This window comes from Metasolibacillus sp. FSL H7-0170 (assembly GCF_038593115.1).
Taxonomy (GTDB): Bacteria; Bacillota; Bacilli; order Bacillales_A; family Planococcaceae; genus Metasolibacillus; species Metasolibacillus fluoroglycofenilyticus.
The window spans coordinates 1,532,751-1,548,749 of sequence record NZ_CP151964.1; the positions used below are offsets into that span (position 1 = coordinate 1,532,751).

General features: G+C 37.4%; 13 protein-coding genes. 9 read left to right on the top strand and 4 right to left on the bottom strand.

Going from position 1 to position 15,999, the window contains the following annotated elements:
• Positions 1 to 23 precede the first annotated feature (23 nt).
• Positions 24 to 5,141 (top strand): ATP-binding protein, encoded by a 5,118-nt coding sequence (locus MHH70_RS07330; RefSeq protein ID WP_342472929.1) that lies wholly within the window; start codon positions 24 to 26, stop codon positions 5,139 to 5,141.
• Positions 5,142 to 5,412: 271 nt separating this feature from the next.
• Here the strand turns inward: MHH70_RS07330 and MHH70_RS07335 are convergent, their stop codons facing one another.
• The gene (locus MHH70_RS07335; protein ID WP_066169583.1) at positions 5,413 to 6,108 is read right to left on the bottom strand and encodes a response regulator transcription factor; all 696 of its coding nucleotides are present in this window, start codon (positions 6,106 to 6,108) and stop codon (positions 5,413 to 5,415) included.
• A 229-nt stretch (positions 6,109 to 6,337) separates the two neighbouring features.
• Positions 6,338 to 7,108: a Cof-type HAD-IIB family hydrolase gene (locus MHH70_RS07340; protein WP_066169581.1), complete on the bottom strand. Its 771-nt coding sequence runs from the start codon at positions 7,106 to 7,108 to the stop codon at positions 6,338 to 6,340.
• 559 nt (positions 7,109 to 7,667) lie between these two features.
• Between MHH70_RS07340 and MHH70_RS07345 the strand changes: the two genes are divergently transcribed.
• The 3 genes from MHH70_RS07345 to MHH70_RS07355 all read left to right on the top strand — a co-directional run bounded on the left by MHH70_RS07345 (position 7,668) and on the right by MHH70_RS07355 (position 10,039).
• Entirely contained in the window at positions 7,668 to 7,877 is a 210-nt protein-coding gene (locus MHH70_RS07345) for a DNA-directed RNA polymerase subunit epsilon (RefSeq protein WP_066169580.1), read from the top strand.
• A 5-nt stretch (positions 7,878 to 7,882) separates the two neighbouring features.
• Positions 7,883 to 9,550 carry a ribonuclease J1 gene (rnjA, locus tag MHH70_RS07350; RefSeq protein WP_066169578.1) on the top strand — a complete coding sequence of 556 codons (1,668 nt, stop codon included), beginning with the start codon at positions 7,883 to 7,885 and terminating at the stop codon, positions 9,548 to 9,550.
• Between the two features lie 285 nt (positions 9,551 to 9,835).
• Positions 9,836 to 10,039, top strand: a complete 204-nt coding sequence (locus tag MHH70_RS07355; RefSeq protein WP_066169576.1) for a hypothetical protein — start codon at positions 9,836 to 9,838, stop codon at positions 10,037 to 10,039.
• A 92-nt stretch (positions 10,040 to 10,131) separates the two neighbouring features.
• On the opposite strand, the gene MHH70_RS07360 is transcribed toward MHH70_RS07355, so the two are convergent.
• Both MHH70_RS07360 and MHH70_RS07365 read right to left on the bottom strand, forming a co-directional pair.
• Positions 10,132 to 10,788 carry a TrkA family potassium uptake protein gene (locus MHH70_RS07360; protein ID WP_066169575.1) on the bottom strand — a complete coding sequence of 219 codons (657 nt, stop codon included), beginning with the start codon at positions 10,786 to 10,788 and terminating at the stop codon, positions 10,132 to 10,134.
• Positions 10,789 to 10,849: 61 nt separating this feature from the next.
• Positions 10,850 to 11,284 (bottom strand): redoxin domain-containing protein, encoded by a 435-nt coding sequence (locus MHH70_RS07365; protein WP_066169572.1) that lies wholly within the window; start codon positions 11,282 to 11,284, stop codon positions 10,850 to 10,852.
• Between the two features lie 371 nt (positions 11,285 to 11,655).
• On the opposite strand from MHH70_RS07365, the gene MHH70_RS07370 reads away from it, so the two are divergent.
• From MHH70_RS07370 to MHH70_RS07390, 5 genes are read left to right on the top strand one after another with little or no spacing between them, the layout of a single operon-like run.
• A complete protein-coding gene (locus tag MHH70_RS07370) occupies positions 11,656 to 12,201 on the top strand; it encodes an XRE family transcriptional regulator (RefSeq protein WP_066169569.1) in 546 nt (181 codons plus the stop codon).
• A 15-nt stretch (positions 12,202 to 12,216) separates the two neighbouring features.
• Positions 12,217 to 13,323, top strand: a complete 1,107-nt coding sequence (locus MHH70_RS07375) for an ABC transporter ATP-binding protein (protein ID WP_066169566.1) — start codon at positions 12,217 to 12,219, stop codon at positions 13,321 to 13,323.
• Positions 13,313 to 14,119 (top strand): ABC transporter permease, encoded by an 807-nt coding sequence (locus tag MHH70_RS07380; protein WP_066169564.1) that lies wholly within the window; start codon positions 13,313 to 13,315, stop codon positions 14,117 to 14,119. The genes MHH70_RS07375 and MHH70_RS07380 overlap by 11 nt, the downstream gene beginning before the upstream one ends.
• Positions 14,119 to 14,913, top strand: coding sequence for an ABC transporter permease (locus MHH70_RS07385; RefSeq protein ID WP_066170293.1), 795 nt, complete (start codon positions 14,119 to 14,121; stop codon positions 14,911 to 14,913). The genes MHH70_RS07380 and MHH70_RS07385 overlap by 1 nt, the downstream gene beginning before the upstream one ends.
• Before the next feature lie 3 nt (positions 14,914 to 14,916).
• On the top strand, positions 14,917 to 15,993 hold the full coding sequence (locus tag MHH70_RS07390; protein WP_342472932.1) for an ABC transporter substrate-binding protein: 1,077 nt from the start codon (positions 14,917 to 14,919) through the stop codon (positions 15,991 to 15,993).
• Positions 15,994 to 15,999: the final 6 nt, after the last annotated feature.

The window sequence follows — 15,999 nt, forward strand, 5'->3', positions numbered from 1 at the left end:
CATATGAATTGAGGTGTTGGACATTGAAAAATCATATTATTTTACAAACTAATCAAGGTTGGCACTTACAGCGAATGTATATAGATAAATTTCATAATAGAATGCTCGTGAAAAGCATTCATCAAAATGCCGCTGAATATCGCGCTCGTCTAAATTATGAATTCTCGCTATTTTCTAATGATACAAACCCATGGCTCTTGAAACCAATTGCCGTTGATTATATCGATCAACGCTACGGACTTATTTATGAAGATTTCGACGGTATTCCTTTAATTAATTTCAAAAATATGACTGTATCTCAGTTTTTACAAATTGCAATTGAGCTTAGTAATATTTGCATAAGTCTGCATCAAAATCAAATTCTATTTTTAGCGCTTAGTCCATATCATCTTTTAATTCAGCCTGATTCCTTGAAGCTTAAGTTGCTGAGCAGTGAAACAAGTACAAAATATAATTTCCGCGCTACAATTGTAATGGACAACACACAGCCGCATTTGCAACAGCTTCATTATTATGCACCTGAACAAACAGGTAGATTAAATATCACTATTGATTATCGAGCAGATTTATACGCACTCGGTGCTATCTTTTACCAACTATTAAGTGGTGCTCCACCTTTTATCGGTGAGAATGCACACGATATTATTTACAATATTTTAACGAAAAAGCCTGCACCATTATTCACTACACAGCATAAAAACACTTTCGTTATTTGGCGAATTATTGAAAAGCTACTCGAAAAAAATCCGAGCGCTCGCTATCAAAGTGCAGTTGGTTTAAGGGAAGATTTACTTACTGTCCAAAAAGCACTTTCGACAGGTGAAACATTAGACAATTTCGTTTTAGGTGCTGAAGACATTACATTATCACCTACGCTAACGAATAAGCTTTACGGTCGTAAGCAGCACGCGGCAGCCCTTGCCAACTTATTTCAGCAAGTAATAGAGGGGGATAAAAAATTCGCGCTTATTTCTGGTGAAGCAGGTGTAGGGAAATCTCAACTTGTTTATGGATTAAAAGACAAGGTAGCTACAGTGAAAGGCTATTTTATTGAAACAAAATATAATCAATTGCAATTAGATAATGATTTTACTTACGTTATCCACCCATTGCGCGACTTATTAAAGCAAGTATATATGGAGGGTGAGATATCCGTTAAAATTTGGCGTCAGCATTTTGAAAAGCAGCAATTGCATGTAACGACAGACCTTGCAGTGCTTTTTCCAGAGCTTCGCTGGTTTTACGAGAAGGGCAGTATTCAAGATATCTATTACGAGGATAGCAAACAATTACAGGCTCATTTATTCAACAATATTAAAAAGATTTTACAAAGCTTTGCCCTACAGAAAAGACCTATTGTTTTATTAATTGACGATTTACACTGGGCAGATAAAAATACATTAAAAGCATTAATCGATATTTATGAACAACACCGTGAAGGCTTTTTAATGATGATTACAACATTGCGTAGTCATGAAAAAAATGAACCTGAGGAACAACAGCTAAAAGATGCGCTTCCCTTTTACAAACATATCGAGCTAAAAGAACTGGAAAAAGATGATGTTATGCTTTGGCTTAATGAATCAATCCATATGCATCAGACGACTACAGCCGAAATCGTTAAGCATCTATATAATTTAACAAATGGTAATCCATTATTTATTAAAGAAGCTTTTCGTTCTCTACAACAAGACAACACAATTTATTTAGATTTCGAATCTAAGCAATGGCATTTTGATATACAGAAATTTAATCAAGCTGCACTGAACTCAGAGTTACTACTGTTTCTTGAAAACAAGCTTGTTAATTTGCCAAAAGACACTTTGCATGTTCTACAAATTGCAGCCTGCTTGGGGACTAAATTTGATTATCATATATTACGACAACTGGTCAACTTTACCAACCAAGCACTGTTAACACAGTTGGATACACTTATAGCAAACGGATTTATTATCCCTTTAAATACCGATTTTAAATGGGCAAGCCAGCTTGAATTAGAGGAAGTCCTTTTGACACATACTTTGACTTTTCAATTTGTTCATAATCGCTTTCAACAAGCTGCTTATAAAAAACTATCTGAGGAGAAAAAATCGCAGCTTCATTATTCAATTGGTCAGCTTTTCACAACATTTATTGACAATTCCCAAGATAGCCATGAGTTGCATGAGGCGGTTAAGCATTTTAATTATTGTCGCTCCTTATTGAGCGATAAAGAAAAATATCAGCTCGCCATTTGGAATTATTATCTTGGCGTCAACGCTAAAAAAATTGGACTTTTAGAAAATGCGCTGTACTTTTTAATGACTAGCAGAGATTTACTTCCCTCAAACTGCTGGCAAGTTATGCGCAAGGAAACAATGGATATTTATATTCATCTAGGGGAATGTGAATGTTTATTAGGTCATCTTGACTCTTCTAATAAACATTTATCAGAGGCGTTGCTCCATTCTAAAACATTGCTTGAAAAGCTAGCCATTTACAATTTAAAAACGTTGCTCCATATAGAATCAGAGGACCCTCATACGAGTATTATTACTGGTTTAAAAGGCTTAGCTGAAGCAAAAATGGAATTGCCGGAGCGCCCCAACAAGCTCCAAGTATTAAATGAACTAATTAAACTACAATTTACCCTACGCACGAAAACAGATAAAGACCTGTTAGTAGCTGCAAATGATGAAAATAAAGAAATAGAAATCATTACTCAAATATTAATTAATATGGCTGCAAGCACTGTACGTGTTGATTCTAATTTAACAGGCATTGCATTAATGCGCGCTTTTCGCCTGCAATTAAAATATGGACTTGGTTTAAAAGGCGGCATTATTTTCGCTAATTACGCAATGCTCTTAAACTCAGGCTTTGGCAATATTAAGGAATCTATTCGCTTTGGCCAGCTCGCTATTGAAGTAGCAGACAATCAAGATAGCATTTATATAAAGGGACATGTCTATTATGTATACGGCTTATTTATTAGCCATTGGACAAATTCATATGAAACAAGCATCTATTATATGAATAAAGCGCAACAGTATTGTCACGAAATAGGACTACATGTAATTACAACAACCGCTTCTTGCTTCATCGTTGTCGCACAGCTTATTCGCGGTACATCAATTTCTGAGTTACAGCAGGAAATCAAGCGACAGCAGGATGAATTTTCATTACATGCAACATCTTTAACAATTGATTTTTTAGGTGAAATGGCTTTATGGATGAATGTACTTCGCGACCCCCATCACTTTATCGAATGGTCCTACCCATTTCAAATACAGGATCAACCGGCTATTAAAATGATGCATTATTCCGTTCGACTACAAATGTCATTTTTATTAAATAATGAGCAACAAGGGGCAAAGGTATTATCATTATTAAATCCTATCCATAAGGAAATTCTCGATTTACCAATTACAACACTGTATTACTTTTATCGAGCATTATGGCAATTCGATTGGCTTCATCAAGAAAAAGGTAGCCAGCAGGAGCAGAAAGGTTATCGCATAGAAATTAAAGAAAGCATTCAAAAGTTTAAAAAATGGATGAAATTCGCCCCTCAACATTACGAGCACTTATACGTATTGCTGCTTGCAGAAAACTGTCGTATTCACAATGAGCATAACAAGGCAGTGCTCTATTATGACCGTGCTATCCAGCTTGCAAAAATGCGCCATTTCATACAGGATAGCGCCATTGCTTGCGAGCGTGCAGCAAATTATTATCGAGCAAGACAAGATAATACGACGGCTCAATATTACAGTGTTCAAGCAATCAATGCAGCCCGTCAATGGGGGGCGGAAACAGTTGCAGAGCATTGGGAAGCTTTATACGATGTTCACGCACTACCAATGACAGTACAGCACAACCATTTAGGAAGCAATTTCGAATTGATGACGGTGCTAGAAACAACACAATCATTTGCAAAAGATATCCAAATGGAGGGGCTATTGCAAAATATTTTGTTCTCATTGCTCAAGCATGCAAGCGCAACGGTTGGCTATTTTATTCATAGACGTGCCGATGAGCTCATCGTATTAGCAAAGGCTGAGGCAGACCATACACTATTTGCCACATATGAGCAGCAGCATATTGAGCAATTCCATGAAAATATGCAGTCAATTGTGCGCTATGTTATTCAAAGTGAAGAGCCTTATATTATTCAAAACACAAATGCACCTAACGCATTATTGCGTTCATTGCCAACAGCTAAATCTATTTTATGCTTACCAATTCACTATAAAAGTGAAATTATCGCAATTCTCTATTTAGAAAACACATTAACAACGAATGCCTTTAATGCAACACATCTTGACTTGTTAAAAATGCTTTCTACGCAAATCGCCATTTCGATTGAAAATGCTCAAATATACGAGGAGCTTGAACAGCGCGTACAGGCAAGAACGAGGCAAGTAGATGAAACAAATCAGCATCTGAAAAAGGTAAATGAACAGCTCGCAAAAAATGAGCTTGAGCGCAAGAAATTATTGCATAGTATTTCGCATGAACTGCGCTCACCTATCACTTCTTCTTTAGGCTATATTGAACTCATTTTGGATGATGTTATTACCGATGAGGCAGAAAAAATAAAATATTTAACTCGCGGCAAAGAACGACTACTTTCTTTAAACACTTTAATTCAGGATTTATTTGACTTAGCAAATTTAGAATCAGGCAGAGCCGAATATCAATTTAGCAAAATAAGTGCGCAAGAGCTTTTCCAACAATTTGAGCTGCGCTATGAGCACGAAATTGAACAGCTCGACTTGCATTACAGCGCTAATTTTTACGGCTCACAGCATGCACAACTACTAGTAGATACCGCGCGCATACAGCAAGTATTCGAAAACATTATGTCAAATGCCATGAAATATACGAAAGAAGGCGGCATCGAATTGTCCATTTATACAAATAACGAACATCTTATTTGTTCTATTAAAGATAGCGGTATAGGCATACCCGCAAGCGACACCCCATTCGTCTTTGATAGCTATTACAGGGCATCAAATTCCAATATTAAAAACTCACATGGTATCGGTCTTGCAATCTGCCAACAAATTATTACACAGCATCATGGCGAAATAAGCGTAACAAGCTCCGAACACAACGGCTCAACATTCACCTTTAAGCTGCCGTTACTGAGAAACTAAAAATTAGAAGGTTAGCTGAAAAGCGATATGTCCCACATGCTACACCGCTTTTCAGCTAGCCGTTACTTCTTTGGCTGATTATTATTTTGTTGGATTTTTGATTTTATTTACGAGATTTATTGATATAATTGCGATTTTCATGCTTTATTTGCTTTTTATCAGATGTATTAGGGAGTTTTCTTCATACTTATCGGTGTATTTCATTTTTCAGCATTACTGCAAAAATACAAAAGTCATTGTACACTATTTTTTAGTGTGCAATGACTTTTTCTCATTGTTTTTCATCTTTATTGCTAAAAATATAACCAAAGCCTCGCACTGTTTGGATATATTTCGGCTGTGAAGGATTTTCTTCAATTTTTCGGCGTAATGTACTCATATGGACAGATAAGGTTTTTGCATCTGCTGTACCGTCAAATCCCCAAGCGTAATCAATTAATTGCTCTGCGCTCAGTACTTTATTTGCATTTTTTATTAAATAAAATAGCAGTTGTCTCTCCTTCGTAAATAAATTGACTAATTGCCCCGCCTTATACACCATCTTGTCATCTATATGAGCCTCCAACTGACCAAACCTCATAATTTGCTGACTAGCTGTAGCACCTCTTCTTTTTAAATGCGCTTGCACACGTGCTACCAGCTCCTTTGGAATAAAAGGCTTTGTTACATAGTCATCTGCCCCAACCTCAAAGCCTAGCAGTTTTTCCTCAATTAAATGATTCACAGTAACAAAAATAATAACAGCATCTGATAGTTCTCGAATTTTTTCAGCTAATTGAAAGCCATTACCGTCGGGTAAATTTATATCTAGTAATATTAAATCTGGTCGATGTTGTGCAGCAATGTCCCAAGCTTCTTGAAACGTCATTGCCTGCAATACTATGTAATTAGCACTTTTCATAGATAAAGCTAATACTTCCATAATATCTTCATCATCTTCAACTATTAATATTTTTTCACCTGCCACTTATGTCTTCACTCCCCCTCATCATCAATTCTTCTCCCCTATAAAGTGAAACTTCAATCAGTGGAGGTTCTCCTCATCCCCACTGATTGTTAGTTGAATCAATCGGGCTTTTACGGGCAGTTGATCTCCCACTTATCCTTAAGCCGACTTTTACTTAAGTCTTGTAGTGGGCGTCTTACTGCCCGTTAATGCGAGATAAATGCTTGTGCTTTTCTATTCGCAATCCGCTTTATATAACCCCTAATTCCTTCATTGCTTTGTATAAGCCATCCTCATCCACGTGCGGCGCTTGCACATCCGCTACTTTTTTTACCTCTGGGTGACTGTTGCCCATTGCAACACCAATTCCCGCAGCCTGTAGCATTTCTATATCATTTAATCCATCGCCAAATGCGATTGTATTTTCCATTGTATAGCCTATTTTTTCAACTAATTTTTGAATTCCTCGAGCTTTTGAGCCTCCCTGTGGTAAAATATCACATACTTCTGAATGCCAGCGTACAAATTGCACATTAGGAAACGCCTTAGCATACGCCGCTTCTTCATGCTCCTCCATAAAAAGTAATGTTTGATAAACTGGATTATTTTTATAAAAATCAGGCTCCACTTGCGGATAAGGGCAGTGCAATGTTGCCAAGCTTCCTCGAACACCTTCATGCCCTGGCATTGAAGCAACCATTTGCTTATCATCAATGAAAACAACAGGATGCCCTTGTACTGAGCTAAATTGAATGATTTTCTCCAAAAGCTCATTGCTAAGACCGTCTGAGAAAATAACTTCTCCTTTATGAACAACATATTGCCCATTTAATGTGACGTATGTATCAATGGCAAGCTCTTCAAGCAGCTCCTCAATCATAAAAGGTGCGCGCCCTGTTGCAATTGCTAATTCATAGCCATTCGCACGTGCCTGCAACAAAGCTTCCTTTGCTGAGCTGGGTAAATTTTTCTCACTATTATAAAGTGTTCCATCCACATCAAAAAATAAAATCTTCTTCATTATCTATTCATTCTCCTTTACAAATACCTGAAAATTCTGTATAATCATCACAAGGAGTGATGTGCCATGCTAAAACGGCTCAAAAAGAAATTATTGAAACGGTTAAATGGCGTCCTCGGAAAAAAATCAATTGCTTAAGCCCTTCTTTTGAAGGGCTTTTCTTTATTTTAAAGGAAACGCATGATAATATAAAGGAAATGTATTTATCTTCATTCCACAATTGTATGATGTTGCCTCTATTAAGATGAGCTAACACATGTTGAATTAAGATGAAGCCTCTAGCGGATGTCATAGATTTTTGAAGGAGAGGCGGTCAATTAACCATCGGGACGTGTCGTGATGGTTTTAGATTCATTTCCATAAGCAAGCTTGAAAATCTGGTCTAAAGTTAGCCGAGGCGTAATTGATTTTGTACTTGAGCTGACCTAAGCGATAAGTGATTTCACATTCATTTATTCCTACGATGCAATTTTTTCAGACATTCAATAATGCATAGTAAGAGGTAAATGGTGAATATAAAAATGCAACAATAATGTACGTAATTCAAAGGAGAGTCAATATGATTTACAAAGTTTATTATCAAGAAAACAAGCACGAAACTCCAGTTCGCGAAAACACTAAAACACTTTATGTAGAAGCTTCTTCAGAGCGTGAAGTACGCGCCTACTTAAAAGAACGAAACTACAATATTGAACTTGTTCAGCTTTTAGAAGGCAATTACTTAGAGTATGAGCAAGCAAGTCCAAACTACCGTCTGGAGAACGCATAAGCTTTATGAAATTTGTTAAAAATGATCAAGCGGCTGTTTTCGCGCTCGGCGGACTGGGCGAAATCGGCAAAAACACATATGGCGTTCAATTCCAAGACGAAATTATTTTAATCGATGCAGGCATTAAATTTCCTGAAGATGATTTATTAGGAATTGATTACGTTATTCCAGACTACACATATTTAGTGCGGAATGTAGACAAAATTAAGGGACTATTTATTACACATGGACATGAAGACCACATTGGCGGTATTCCATACTTACTGCGTCAATTAAATGTCCCGGTTTATGGCGGTAAATTAGCGCTAGGTTTATTGCGAAATAAATTAGAAGAGCATGGTTTATTGCGCACAACAAAGATGATTGAAATTAAGGAAGAAGATATTATCAAATTCCGAAAAACATCGGTTAGCTTTTTCCGTACAACACATAGTATTCCAGATGCATACGGAATCGTTGTAAAAACACCACCTGGCAACATCGTCCATACAGGAGATTTCAAATTTGACTTTACACCTGTTGGTGAGCCAGCAAACTTAACAAAAATGGCTGAAATTGGGCGTGACGGAGTACTTTGCTTATTATCAGATAGTACAAATGCTGAAGTACCGAACTTTACGATGTCTGAACGTAAAGTTGGTGAGAGCATTGATGATGTATTCCGCAAAGTTGAAGGCCGTGTTATTTTTGCAACATTCGCATCAAACATCCATCGTCTACAACAAGTTACAGATGCAGCAGTAGCACATGGTCGCAAAATCGCTGTATTTGGACGCTCGATGGATAATGCAATTTCAATCGGTCGAGACCTAGGCTATATTTCAGCGCCAAAGGAAACATTTGTCGATGCCGGAAGTATTAATCGCCTACCAGCCAATGAAGTGTTGATTTTATGTACTGGCTCACAAGGTGAACCTATGGCTGCTTTATCACGAATTGCTAATGGTACACACCGTCAAATTCAAATCCAACCTGGTGATACAGTGGTGTTCTCTTCATCACCAATTCCAGGAAATCAAATTAGTGTTAATAAAATTATTAACTTGCTCTACCGCGCAGGCGCGGAGGTAATTCATGGCTCGCTTAATAATATTCACACTTCAGGACATGGCTCGCAGGAAGAACAAAAGCTGATGCTTCGTTTAATGAAACCAAAATTCTTTATGCCAATCCACGGTGAATATCGCATGCTGAAAATGCATACACAGCTTGCTGAGGATTGCGATGTACCAATCGAAAACTCATTCGTGATGGAAAATGGGGATGTTTTAGCATTAAGTGCAAATGAGGCACATGTCGCAGGCCGAATTCCTTCAGGTGATGTTTATATCGATGGCAACGGCATTGGTGATATTGGCAATATCGTTTTACGTGACCGTCGCATTTTATCTGAGGAAGGTCTTGTTATTGTTGTCGTAAGCGTCGATATGGAAAAGCATAAAATGGTTTCTGGTCCTGATATTATTTCACGCGGCTTCGTCTATATGCGTGAATCGGGCTTAATGATTAATGAAGCACAAAAAATGCTAAATCAGCATTTAACAAAAGTGATTCAAGAAAAATCAATCCAATGGGCTGAGCTCAAAAATGAAATAACTGATGCTTTAGGTCCATATTTATATGAAAAAACAAAGCGTCGTCCAATGATTTTACCGATTATTATGGAAGTGTAAGAGAGGCGCCCAACATGCCGTGCAATTGCCGGCATGCTGGGCGCTTTTTGCAAATTTATAAACCTATCTTCTTAACTTGATGGCTATGGGGACTCCCTTTTACTTAGAAAAAACACCTTTAAAATCAGTATTTCTCTCGTTTTCAAAAAAGCATTTTAACGGGCGTCAAAACACTATCACTAGCGTCCAAAATGCCATCAACTGCACAGCATTTTAAACGCCCTCCTCTTGTTTATGTTTAATATTTCTTATTTCGGTGAAAAATATGAATGAGGTGATAGTAGCGTGAAAAATAATAAACAATTTAAAACAAGACATTTGCACAATCCGGATGTGTTGGATACTGAGAAAGAAAGTATTTTTGATATGCATGAGGATATGAAGACGGTGGATGCTATACCTGTCGAAGAGTTAAATGAGCAAGTAAAGGATGAAAGACATAAGCACAATACAAAGCACACTTCGTCCAGTGAAAAACGCTATGAATAAAGGCAATATGGGCGTCCCAAATACTGGCAATTAGCTGGTATTTGGGATGCATCACTGACATTGTTTTTTTATTCTACACCCGCAAATTCCCTTTACAGTGCTTTCTTTACAAAGCGGTTAATGTCGACATCTGCCCCAATTATTAATAAAATATCCCCTAATAAAATGGGGTCCTGTGGCATAGGTGAAACAATAATCGTTTCATCCCTTTTAATACCCACAATGTTAATGCCGTACTGTGCACGAATATCCAAATCAATCAAGCTGTGACCTGCAATTTTGTCACTTGCTTTAATTTCCATAATAGAGTATTCATCTGATAGCTCTAAATAGTCAAGCACGCTCGTTGACATCATATTATTGGCGATACGTATTCCCATATCTCGCTCTGGATGTACGACAAAGTCTGCGCCAATTTTTCTTAATACTTTTTCATGATAATCATTTTGGGCTTTTACGGTAATTTGTGGAACGCCATGCTCCTTTAAAATTAGTGTCGTTAAAATACTCGCTTGGATGTCCTCACCGATTGCCACAATAACATGCTCAAAATTCCATAAACCGAGCGATTTAATAACAGATTCATCGGTTGTATTAGCAACAACTGCCTGTGTAGCAATTTGAGCATACTCATCAACACGCTCACTCGTCGAATCAATCGCCATAACATTTGCGCCGAGCGAAACTAATTCCCTTACAATACTTCCGCCAAAGCGCCCTAGTCCAATTACAACAAATTCTTTTTTCATCATTGTCTCCTCCACTCTGCTGTCACCAGTGTAACGTATATTGCTTTATTTTTTCTAGTGTTTACTGCCTTTTCATGCGCACCAAATGCTGTATTTTATTTTCGATTAAGCGCATGCTGCCTGCCGTTTGAATATGGCGTAATTGTTGCTGCTCGTCAAATACATAGTATGTCGGTATGAAACGAGGATTATAAATATCTGCCAAATGCTTGTTATGGTCTAAAAAAATAGCTTCCTTCATCTCATATTGACGCACGGCTTCCCTTACTATTGCAAGTTCTTCATCTTCTGGTTGTCTCGGCATATGAACCGCTACTAAATCAACCTCATAATTTTTTGCTACTGCATAAAGCTTTGGTAAGAGTTCCTTGCACAAAGCACAGCTAACTGACCAAAAATGAACGATTGTAATATTTTTCAAATCACTTTTTCTTATTTTACGATTTAGCCATCCTGTTGCTCCGTGAAATTCTGGTAGTGCATCTTTCAATTTCATTATTATCTCCTCCTACTTTACAATATGTAAATACCCTAAAAATTTACCTTAAATTCTTTATCAATTACGCCTCGGCGTAATTGCGTCCAGATTTTTCGAGCTTGCTCAAAATCTGTGACATCCACCAGTGGCTTTATCATGATTCAGCGGGTGTTTGAACACCCACTAAATAAAAAGCAAGATAAGCATTCATCTTGACACCTGTGGAGGTGGGAGTTTTCTGCTGAATCGTGATAAAAACTTCTGAAATGACTTGTAATTTAGAAGGAAAGCTGTATAATTATCTTTGTTTTTGTAAACTTAAAGTTTTGTAAAAGTAAACTTTCATAACTAATAGTTTAAAATTACTAAACTTATAAGGAGGCAAAGAAATGCAAATCGGTATGAAAATAAAAGAACTTCGCTTAAAAAAAGGGCTCACTCAGGAAGAGCTCGGTGAACGAACAGATTTAACAAAGGGCTATATTTCCCAGCTCGAACGTGATTTAAACTCCCCTTCCATTGAAACACTATTTTCCATTTTGGAAGTGCTGGGGACAACGCCGAAGCAATTTTTCGATGACGAGAAGTGGCAAAACAAGCATATTGTTTTTACACAGGAAGACCGTACTAGCTTTACAGATAGTGAAAAACAATATGAAATCGAATGGCTAATTCCTACATCGAATGATAAAGAAATGGAGCCTGTTTTCTTAAAAATCCATAAAGGTGGAGCTTTTAAAGCTTTTGAGCCATCTCTTGCAGAAACTTTTATTTACGTATTAAAGGGTCGCATTCGTGTTGTCATTGGTGAAGAGGCTTATATCGCAACAGAAGGACATTCTGTATACTACGATGCTGTGTCAAACCACCAAATTTTTAATGTGCATGACGGGACAACAGAATTGTTGCTCGTTGCAACTGAATCTTATTTATAGTTTAGGAGGCTTGTTATGGACAACAATACAATTATTCGCTTTGAAAATGTGACGAAATCCTATGATGATGGGACAGTCGTATTAAAAAATATTAATTTTGAGCTAGAAAAAGGAAAGTTTTACACATTGCTTGGTCCGTCAGGCTGTGGGAAAACAACGATTCTACGAATTATTGCAGGCTTTACTGAGCCAACAGGGGGTTCTGTTTTCTTCCATGACAAAAAAATTAATAGTGTGCCTGCTAATGAACGTCAAGTAAATACTGTGTTTCAGGATTACGCGCTGTTCCCACACTTAAATGTTTTTGAAAATGTCGCGTTTGGTTTGCGCATTAAAAAAGTGAAGGAAGCTGAAATCAAGGAGCGCGTACAAGAGGCACTAAAATTTGTGAACTTAGCTGGCTATAATAGCCGTGAAATTTCTGAAATGTCTGGTGGTCAGCGTCAGCGTGTAGCCATCGCACGCGCTATTGTCAATGACCCAGAAATTATTTTATTAGATGAGCCTTTATCAGCGCTTGACTTAAAGCTACGTACAGAAATGCAGTACGAGCTGCGCGAATTGCAGCAGCGCCTAGGTAAAACTTTTGTTTTCGTCACGCATGACCAAGAGGAAGCACTAGCAATGAGCGATGAGATTTTCGTTTTATCAAACGGAGAAATTCAGCAATCTGGGACACCTGTTGATATTTATGATGAGCCAATCAACCGCTTCGTAGCTGATTTTATTGGAGAATCCAATATCGTGGATGGCATCATGCTTGAAGATTTTCGTGTTAGCTTTGCAGGTAAAGAATTTGAATGTGTAGACCAAGGCATGCAAAAAAATGAAAAAATTGATGTTGTCATCCGCCCAGAAGATTTGGAAATTACGGCTGTTGAAAAAGGGAAATTAGTTGTAACAGTTGATACACAATTATTCCGTGGTGTTCACTATGAAATTTCAACATACGACCAAGATGGGAATGAATGGCTTGTCCACTCATTGAAAAAAGCTGAGGTGGGACAAAAAATCGGCTTAGATTTTGATCCAGAAGCTATTCATGTTATGCGCTTAAACGAAACAGAGGAAGATTTCGACAAGCGACTTGAATCATATGGAGATGATGATGATGCAAACTAAAAATTCAAAAAGTGCATTATTTCCTTATGTTATTTGGATTGCACTATTTGTTATTGCACCCATTGCCTTAATTATTTATTATTCTTTACAAGACTTAGAAGGCAATTTTACATTAGGCAACTATGCTGCGTTTTTCTCAACTGTTTATTTGAAAATGACGCTATCTAGCTTTTGGTACGCCTTCTTAATTACATTTTTCACATTGCTCGTATCATATCCTGTTGCCTATTTATTGACGAAAACGAAGCATAAGCATCTATGGCTTATGCTCATCATTATTCCTTCTTGGATTAATTTATTATTAAAAACTTATGCCTTTATCGGTATTTTTGGTTTATACGGGCCTGTGAACGCAATGATTGAAGTATTTGGCTTTGATCCGCAGCAGATTTTATTTACTGATTTTAGCTTTGTGTTCGTATCAGTTTATATTTTCATACCGTTTATGATTATTCCCATTTTCAACTCGCTTGATAAATTAAACCCAACACTTGTTTATGCGGCACGTGACCTTGGTGCATCAAGTTTTACAACTTTCCGTCGCGTGATTTTCCCATTAACAATCGATGGCGTGAAATCAGGTATTCAAGTGACATTCATTCCAGCGCTGTCACTATTTATGATTACACGACTGATTGCGGGAAACCGTGTTATTACGCTCGGGACAGCAATTGAGCAGCAATTCCTTGTGTCACAAAACTGGGGAATGGGTTCAACGATTGCCGTATTCTTAATCTTTATTATGGTTTTAATTATGTTATTCACAGGAAAAAAATCGAAGGGAGGTCGCGTATGATGGAAAAGCTATCGCCCGCTTCTAAAATTTATTTAGTTCTTGTTTTCGCCATTTTATATGCACCAATCCTTTACCTTATTTTTTATTCGTTCAATAGCGCAGGTAATATGAATGAATTTGAATCCTTTACACTAGAGCATTATGCCGCAGTCTTCGGTGATTCACGCCTAATTATCATTTTAATTAATACGATTTTAGTTGCGCTACTTTCAGGCTTGCTTGCAACGGTCATTGGCACATTTGGCGCTATTGGCATCGTGTCTGTTAAAAATGCTAAAATGCGCAGTGTACTGCTTTCTTTCAATAACGTCTTAATTGTAAGCCCAGACGTTATTATTGGTGCTAGCTTCTTAATTTTATTTACCTTTATTGGGATAAAATTAGGCTTTACATCTGTGCTAATCTCACATATCGCCTTCAGCGTGCCGATTGTTGTGCTCATGGTGTTGCCAAAGCTACTCGAAATGAATACATCTTTAATTGATGCGGCGCGTGATTTAGGTGCAACAAAGCGCGATGTTTTAATGCGCGTTATTTTACCTTATATTTCTCCGGGTATTTTCGCTGGATTTTTCATGGCCTTGACTTATTCATTAGATGATTTCGCCGTTACATTTTTCGTGACAGGAAATGGCTTTAGCACATTGTCTGTAGAAATTTATTCTATGGCACGCACTGGGATTACTTTAACAATTAACGCGATTTCTGGTTTAATTTTCGTCATTACAGTACTTGTTGTCATCGGCTACTATTTTGTTAATAGTCGCTCAAAACAAGCAAAGGTGGGACGCTAACGAATGAAACAGTTACTTCAAGCTACAATTGCGATTATTATTACTTGTGCTCTACTATTTTTAGCTGTCAATCAATTGCAAGTCACTGGTGGCAAAGGGGGCAAGGATACACTAACTGTTTTCAACTGGGGAGAATATATCGACCCAGACTTAATTAAACAATTTGAACAAGAGACAGGTATCCATGTAATTTATGAGACATTCGATTCAAATGAGGCAATGTTAACGAAAATTCAACAAGGAGGTTCAGCTTATGACATAGCAACCCCTTCTGAGTATACAATTGAAATGATGAAAGAAAAGGGTTTACTCATTCCTTTAGATCACTCAAAAATACCGAACTTGCAAAATATTGACCCATATTTTTTAAATTTACCATTCGATCCGGGCAATGAATATTCGCTACCGTATTTTTGGGGAACAGTCGGTATTGTTTATAACCCTACTATAATTGGAGATGAATTATCCTTTGAATCTTGGGAAGATTTATGGCACCCTTCATTAAAAAATAAAGTCTTTCTCGTTGATGGGGCACGTGAAGTAATAGGTATGGGCTTAAATTCAATTGGGGAATCTTTAAACACAAAGGATGATAAAATCCTTCGGGCTGCAACAGATAAGTTAATTTCTCTTGCACCAAATGTAAAAGCGATTATCGGTGACGAAATTACCCCTTTAATGATTAATAATGAAGCAGCTGTTGCTTTAACTTGGTCAGGGCAAGCCGCAGACATGATGTATGAAAATGAGGATTTAACCTACGCTGTACCAGAGGAAGGTTCAAATTTATGGTTCGACAACTTTGTTATTCCAAAAACAGCAAGAAATATTGAGGGGGCACATGCCTTCATTAACTTTATGCTAGACGCAGAAGTTAACGCCCAAAATACAGACTATGTCGGCTACTCTACACCAAACGCAGCAGCCATGGAGCTACTGGACCCCGAAGTCGTAGAAGATGAACGTTATTATCCCGATGAGGAAACACGCGAGCATCTTGAAGTATACGAAAACCTTGGTCTTGAATGGCTAGGCAAATATAATGAATTGTTTTTAGAGTTTAAGATGAATATGAATTAAAAAGAA

Coding starts and splice junctions, on each gene's coding strand:
- MHH70_RS07385 (WP_066170293.1), top strand. CDS start 14,119: ATGGAAAAGCTATCGCCCGCTTCTAAAATTTATTTAGTTCTTGTTTTC.
- MHH70_RS07340 (WP_066169581.1), bottom strand. CDS start 7,108: ATGAAGAAGATTTTATTTTTTGATGTGGATGGAACACTTTATAATAGT.
- MHH70_RS07370 (WP_066169569.1), top strand. CDS start 11,656: ATGCAAATCGGTATGAAAATAAAAGAACTTCGCTTAAAAAAAGGGCTC.
- MHH70_RS07345 (WP_066169580.1), top strand. CDS start 7,668: ATGATTTACAAAGTTTATTATCAAGAAAACAAGCACGAAACTCCAGTT.
- MHH70_RS07365 (WP_066169572.1), bottom strand. CDS start 11,284: ATGAAATTGAAAGATGCACTACCAGAATTTCACGGAGCAACAGGATGG.
- MHH70_RS07390 (WP_342472932.1), top strand. CDS start 14,917: ATGAAACAGTTACTTCAAGCTACAATTGCGATTATTATTACTTGTGCT.
- MHH70_RS07360 (WP_066169575.1), bottom strand. CDS start 10,788: ATGAAAAAAGAATTTGTTGTAATTGGACTAGGGCGCTTTGGCGGAAGT.
- MHH70_RS07375 (WP_066169566.1), top strand. CDS start 12,217: ATGGACAACAATACAATTATTCGCTTTGAAAATGTGACGAAATCCTAT.
- MHH70_RS07380 (WP_066169564.1), top strand. CDS start 13,313: ATGCAAACTAAAAATTCAAAAAGTGCATTATTTCCTTATGTTATTTGG.
- rnjA (WP_066169578.1), top strand. CDS start 7,883: ATGAAATTTGTTAAAAATGATCAAGCGGCTGTTTTCGCGCTCGGCGGA.